General features: G+C 61.0%; 8 protein-coding genes. 4 read left to right on the top strand and 4 right to left on the bottom strand.

All coding sequences use genetic code 11. From position 1 onward, the window contains the following. Window positions 1-1,224 (top strand): adenylate/guanylate cyclase domain-containing protein (locus AC2FM5_RS19005; protein ID WP_496737491.1); only part of this gene is annotated, 1,224 nt, incomplete at its 5' end. On the opposite strand, the gene AC2FM5_RS19000 is transcribed toward AC2FM5_RS19005, so the two are convergent. Continuing rightward, window positions 1,221-2,030 (bottom strand): division plane positioning ATPase MipZ, encoded by an 810-nt coding sequence (locus AC2FM5_RS19000; RefSeq protein ID WP_093965175.1) that lies wholly within the window; start codon window positions 2,028-2,030, stop codon window positions 1,221-1,223. The genes AC2FM5_RS19005 and AC2FM5_RS19000 overlap by 4 nt on opposite strands. 218 nt (window positions 2,031-2,248) lie before the next feature. Between AC2FM5_RS19000 and AC2FM5_RS18995 the strand changes: the two genes are divergently transcribed. Together AC2FM5_RS18995 and AC2FM5_RS18990 are read left to right on the top strand one after the other, a co-directional pair. After that, entirely contained in the window at window positions 2,249-3,136 is an 888-nt protein-coding gene (locus AC2FM5_RS18995) for an AEC family transporter (RefSeq protein WP_170367879.1), read from the top strand. 25 nt (window positions 3,137-3,161) lie between these two features. Next, a complete protein-coding gene (locus AC2FM5_RS18990; protein ID WP_170361454.1) occupies window positions 3,162-3,482 on the top strand; it encodes a Dabb family protein in 321 nt (106 codons plus the stop codon). A gap of 64 nt (window positions 3,483-3,546) precedes the next feature. Here the strand turns inward: AC2FM5_RS18990 and rpmE are convergent, their stop codons facing one another. Both rpmE and rplS read right to left on the bottom strand, forming a co-directional pair. After that, the gene (gene rpmE, locus AC2FM5_RS18985; protein WP_093965180.1) at window positions 3,547-3,768 is read right to left on the bottom strand and encodes a 50S ribosomal protein L31; all 222 of its coding nucleotides are present in this window, start codon (window positions 3,766-3,768) and stop codon (window positions 3,547-3,549) included. Window positions 3,769-3,779: 11 nt separating this feature from the next. Continuing rightward, the gene (rplS, locus tag AC2FM5_RS18980) at window positions 3,780-4,163 is read right to left on the bottom strand and encodes a 50S ribosomal protein L19 (protein ID WP_093965183.1); all 384 of its coding nucleotides are present in this window, start codon (window positions 4,161-4,163) and stop codon (window positions 3,780-3,782) included. A gap of 395 nt (window positions 4,164-4,558) precedes the next feature. On the opposite strand from rplS, the gene AC2FM5_RS18975 reads away from it, so the two are divergent. Beyond that, on the top strand, window positions 4,559-5,362 hold the full coding sequence (locus AC2FM5_RS18975; RefSeq protein ID WP_170367885.1) for a glycoside hydrolase family 25 protein: 804 nt from the start codon (window positions 4,559-4,561) through the stop codon (window positions 5,360-5,362). On the opposite strand, the gene trmD is transcribed toward AC2FM5_RS18975, so the two are convergent. Beyond that, a partial coding sequence (trmD, locus tag AC2FM5_RS18970) for a tRNA (guanosine(37)-N1)-methyltransferase TrmD (RefSeq protein ID WP_496737487.1) occupies window positions 5,359-6,129 on the bottom strand: 771 nt, incomplete at its 5' end. The genes AC2FM5_RS18975 and trmD overlap by 4 nt on opposite strands.

The raw sequence follows: 6,129 nt of genomic DNA, 5'->3' as shown, positions 1-6,129 counted from the left end.
ACCGACCCCAAATCCCGCGCCGATGACCTGATTGGATGGTTGCTGGACCGAGGGCTGGAAGGGGCGGAACAGTCGGAAATACTCGAAGGCTATTGCCTGCGGCTTGTGGATGCGGGCGTTCCTCTGATGCGGTTTCACGCCGCCCAGAGCGCCTATCACCCCACTTACGGCGGCACCGGCTTCAACTGGTACCGGGACGAAGGGGGCAGTGTCGAGAATTATGAGCACCGCGAGGAATTGCCTGATCAGTGGGTTTCCAGCCCGCTCTATGCGATGCTGCAGTCCGGCGCGAAGGAGCTGCGTGAAAGGCTGAAAGACCAGAACGAACCCAGCCGATTTCCGTTTTTGAACGAGCTGCATCAGAAAGGTGCCACCGACTACTTTGCATCCGGTCTGGTTCTGCAGAAGGTCGAGCCCGAAAACCGGATTGCCCTGGATCAGATGCCCGAGGGGGTCTTGATGTCGTGGACGACGGACCATGCCGAGGGGTTTGACGACATTCACCTGGATCTGATCCGATATGCTCTGCCGCATCTGGGGCTGGCCTTGAAATCGGCCTCGAACCGGAAAATGGCGCAGGATCTGCTGCGCGTTTATCTTGGACGGGATGCGGGTCGGCGCGTTTTGTCAGGGGAAATCCGGCGCGGATCGTTGCAGCAGATCGATGCCGTGATCTGGAATTTCGACCTTGAGGGCTTTACCGGCCTGGCCGAACGCCTTCCCGGGTCGGACATCATCGCCATGCTGAACGACTATCTGGCCGTGGCGGTCGAGGTCGTTCAGGGTTGTGGCGGCAATATCCTGAAATTCATGGGCGACGGCCTGATGGCCATGTTCGACGTGGGCGAGATCGACGAGGACGCCCGCGCCGCGCTGGCCGCCGTTGGTGTTCTGCAGACGCGTATGGCCGAGCTCAACGCGGAACGGGCCGCCGCCGGCCTGCCGGTCGCCAATTTCACCCTTGCCTTGCATTCGGGCGAGATCCTTTATGGCAATATCGGTGCTGAAAGCCGGCTGGATTTCACCGTGATCGGACCGGCGGTGAACCAGGCCGCGCGCATCGCAGGCATGCACCGGTCGCTGGACCGGCGTATCTTGATCTCGGATGACGTGGCCCGCGCCGCTCAGCCCTGCGAACAGGACCTGATCTCGGTCGGGCGCTATATGCTGCGCGGCGTGCCCGAACCCAAAGAGCTGTTCACGATCTACGCGCCGACGGCCTAGAAGTCGATCTCGACCCCGGGCAGGTTCAGCTCACGCATCATGTCGCGCAACTCCTGACGGGCAGCGATGTTCGAGATATTGAGCTGTTTCACCCCGATATCCTTGAGGTCCAGCAGCGTCAGCCCGCGCGGGAACAGTTCGCGAAAGATCACACGCTCGGAAAAGCCCGAGGCGACGCGGAAGCCGATGCGCTGCGACAGCATCTCGATGGCGCGCTGCATCTTTTCCTTGTTGACCATGCGCTGGGTGCCCACGCGGTTGCGCACCACCACCCAATCGATCGGTTTCAGCCCGGCCTGCGCCCGCAATTGCCGCGCGTTCCAGACCATCTCGGAATAGACCGAGGGCCCGAGGATCTTTTCGCCCTTCGAGTCGATCCGGGCCAGCAGGTCGAAATCGATGAAACTGTCGTTCAGCGGCGTGATCAGCGTGTCGGCCAGCGAATGAGCCACCTGGCTCAGCCTTGTGTGCGAGCCGGGGCAGTCGATCAGGATGAAATCGCTGTCGCTTTCCAACTCGGCCACGGCGGCCGACAGACGGTGGTCATAGATGTTCTCGCCGGGTTTGAGCTTGCTTGCGTCGATCTCGGGCAGGTCATGGTGGCGCGGGCTGGGCAGCTCCAGCTTTTCCGTGGAAAGGAAATTGCGGCGGTTCTCGAAATAGCGGCCCAGGCTGCGCTGCCGCAGGTCCAGATCCAGGGTGCTGACCTTGTTGCCCAAACGCGCAAGCGCGGTTGCAACATGCATGGAAACCGTCGACTTGCCTGCGCCGCCCTTTTCGTTCCCCACAACGATGATATGTGCCATACCTGTATTCCCAAGTCGCGCCGTGTTTGCCTACACGTTGTTTGAACCCACTATATGTTGTGTGATCCGCGAAGAAAAGCGGTCCTGTAGGGTCTGCGGGACAATATCAGTGTCTATATTGGTTTTTTTCGCGATACCCGCAGCTTGACGCTTGGTTGTTGCCAAACGGGGCGTCCGCCGCCACAGTCTGCAAACTGACTTGGACGCAAGGACTCGGCTTGGAGCACGTATTCCTGAACGTATTGAACATCGTTCTGCCGGTGCTGATCTGTGCCGGTGTGGGGTACGGGCTGGCGGTCGCGCGCGCACCGTTCGACAACAAGGTGATTGGCGGGATTGTCTCGAAGGTGGGATATCCGACACTGATCATCTCTCATCTGTCCGCCACCAAGATCCAGATTGCCACGTTTCTGGACATGATGGCGGCTGCTGCCCTCGCCATTGCGGCATTCGGCGTGCTCGGATTTTTGGCGTTGCGACTGTTGCGTTGGCCGGTGCGGGCGTTTCTGACACCGCTGATGCATGGCAATGTGGGCAATATCGGATTGCCGGTCACTTTGCTGGCACTGGGCGATGCGGGCATGGCCTATACGATGGCTTTTGTCGTCGTGGTGTTGGTGAGCATTTTCACGGTAGGCATGTGGATCCCGGCCGGAGAGTTCTCGGCCCGGAAGCTTGCAACATCTCCGATCATCTATGCGGTTGCCATCGCGCTGACGCTGATGGCTACGGGTTCTGCCCTGCCGCAACCGATCGCCAAATCCTTTGACATCCTGGGCGGGCTGTCGATCCCGCTGATGTTGCTGACACTTGGTCACACGCTGGCCACGCTTCGGACGGGCAGCCTTGGCCGGGCAGTCGTTCTGACAGGTCTGCATCTCGTTCTGGCAGCCGGGATCGCCACCACGCTTGTCTGGCTGTTCGGCTTTACCGGGGTCGAACGCGGAGCGTTGATCCTGTGCTGCCTGATGCCGTCCTCGGTTGCGACATACCTGTTCATCGACCAGCATGTTCCGGAATATGGCCCGGAAGTGGCCGGGTACATCATGGTCTCAACCCTGACGACGATCCTGGTGCTGCCGCTCGCCTTGGCCTACTGGATCTGACTTTGCCCAACCAGGAACCGACATCATGATATTGCACTGCGTGTTCTTCACTTTCCGATCAGATGCACCGCAGGACGCGCGCCGCGCCGTTCTGACCGGCTTGGCCGAGCTATGCGCTGATCTGGACGGGGCCTTGGCCTTTGAAAGCGGCCCCAATCTCGATTTCGAAGGAAAGTCGCAGGACTATCGCGATGGGTTCGTGATCCGCTTTGCGGATCGACCCGCCGTGAAGGCTTACGCCGAACACCCGACACACCGCCGGTTGGGCGGTCAGCTGTGTGATCTGTGTCAGAATGGTGCCGACGGGATCATCGTCTTTGACCTCGACGTTCCGGACGCGCAATAGAAGCGGCCAACGAAAAAGGCCGCCCCCTGGGGGACGGCCTTGGAAATTCCGCAAAGGCGCTGGTTCAGAAACCCAGGCCTTCGTACTTCTTCTTGAACTTCGACACGCGACCGCCGGCGTCCATCAGGCGCGACGAGCCACCGGTCCACGCGGGGTGCGAGGAGGGGTCGATTTCCAGGGCCAGCTGATCGCCTTCGGCACCCCAGGTCGATTTCATCTGGATCACGGTGCCGTCGGTCAGTTTGACGTCGATCATGTGGTAGTCGGGATGGATGTCTTTTTTCATCTTTCCGCTCCTTACGCCTCGGCGCCAGCCTTGGGCTTGTAGTTGGTGACTTCTGCGATACGGGCGGATTTACCGCGACGGGTACGCAGATAGTACAGTTTGGCGCGACGGACGCGGCCACGACGGACAACGGTGATGCTGTCGATGTTGGTCGAATACAGCGGGAACACACGCTCCACGCCTTCGCCAAACGAAATCTTGCGAACGGTGAACGATCCGGCGATGCCGTCGCCGTTTTTACGCGCGATGCAGACACCTTCGTAGTTCTGCACACGGGTGCGCGAGCCTTCGGTCACCTTGTAGCCGACACGGATGGTGTCACCGGCTTTGAAGTCGGGGATGTCTTTCCCCAGGGCGGCAATCTGTTCCGCCTCAAGCTGTGCGATCAGGTCCATCGCAGTTACTCCTATCTGCTCGTGGTTGGTCCACGAAGTTGGGCACGATCTGAGAGCTCTTGGTCTTCTCCGGGTCCCGCGATCTGCAGCCCGCCAGAGGTCAGGTCGAATGTTCCTTTTGGTCCGGGTTATTCCACAGCTTCCCTGATCCGAAGAAGGGCAGGTGCGTTCCTGCGATCAACCCAAAACACCGGAGTCGCCCCAAAGGCGGCACCGGATTGCGCCCGTTTAGGGAAGTCGGACGAGCATATCAAGCCCAAATCGCCGGTTTTCAGGCCAAATCGCGGTGGATTTGGTGGGAATCCGCCGTCACACGTACCGCGGCGTTGTCTTGTGCCGGGGATCGGGCATTCTGGGTCATAATTTGAGGGCAGGTTTAGAGGCAGAGCAACACGATGAGCAAAGCGATTTTCTGCGTGGTTCTTGCGCTGGCACTGATGTCTTGCGGGCGTCGTGCGCCGGCGCCCCAAATCTTAGACCAACCGGTGGTCGCGGGACTTTCCGGACCTTCGGTTCTGTACCCAGCCTTTGCGGATGCCGACCCGCATGACTGGGAGCGGCGGCGGCCCGAGCACTATCCCGTGCATGGGCTCGACGTCTCGCGCTGGCAGGGACCGATCGACTGGCGTCAGGCCAAGGCCTCGGGGGTCAGTTTCGTGTTCATTAAGGCGACCGAAGGGGGCGACGTGGCCGATCCGATGTTCCAGGATCACAGTCAGGGCGCCCGGGCGGCGGGGGTTCCGTGGGGTGCATATCACTATTACTACTTCTGCCGCCCCGCGGCCGAACAGGCCCGTTGGTTCATTCGCAACGTTCCCCGAGGGGCCGACCTGCCGCATGTGCTGGACATGGAATGGACCCCCCATTCCAAGACCTGCACCCTGCGCCCCGATGGCAAAACGGTGCGGGCCGAGGCGGAAAGGTTCCTCGACATATTGGAGCGACATTACGGCCGTCGGCCGATCGTCTACACCACGGTCGATTTCTACGAGGACACAGGTATCGGACGTCTGCCAAAGACCGAGTTCTGGCTGCGCTCGGTCGCAGGGCATCCGCGCAATGTCTATCCCAAGGCAGTCTGGCGGTTCTGGCAGTACACGGGCACCGGTTTGGTTCCCGGCGTGCAGGGGCGGGTGGACATCAACGCCTTCAACGGCTCACCTGATATTTGGGCGCGTTGGAAGGCGGGCGCACCCTAGTCTTCGGCTTCCCCGCGCGCCTTCAGGTAGGCATCCCACAGGTCCGGGCGCCGCGCGCGGGTAATCTCTTCCGCCATCTGGTGACGCCATTCGGCGATGCGCCCATGATGTCCAGACATCAGGATCGGGGGGATTTCGCGCCCGTTCCACTCGGCTGGCCGAGTGTATTGCGGGTGTTCCAGCAAGCCGGACGAAAAGCTCTCTTCCTCGGTCGAGGCCTGATTTCCCAGAACCCCGGGCAGCAGTCGCACGGTGGCGTCGATCAGCGCCTGAGCGGCAATCTCGCCTCCCGTCATGACGAAATCGCCCAGCGAGACTTCCTGGATGCCGTAGTGTTCCAATACCCGTTCATCAACGCCTTCAAAACGGCCACACAACAGGGTCATGCCATCGCAACGGGCCAAGTTCTGCATCATGCGCTGATCCATCCGTCGCCCGCGCGGGCTGAGGTAGATCAGCGGCCAGTTGCCCTGTACCCCATCCATAGTGTGATCAATGGCGGCCCCCAGTACATCCGGCCGCAACACCATGCCGGCACCGCCGCCGGCGGGCGTGTCGTCGACATTGCGATGCTTGCCGACACCGAACTGCCGCAGATCGACCGTTTCCAGTTGCCACAGCCCCTCCTGCAGCGCCTTGCCGGTCAGGCTTTCGCCCAAGACGCCGGGAAAGGCAGATGGGAACAGCGTGATCACCTTGGCCTTCCACACGCCATGCAGGTCCGGCGTGGGCGTCAGCAGCTCACGCGGTTTCAGCGTGGGGCGAAT

It is taken from the genome of Ruegeria sp. BHSA162 (assembly GCF_059613385.1).
The sequence above is the reverse complement of the archived record's forward strand: the minus strand, read 5'-3'. Positions and strand labels throughout refer to the sequence as shown.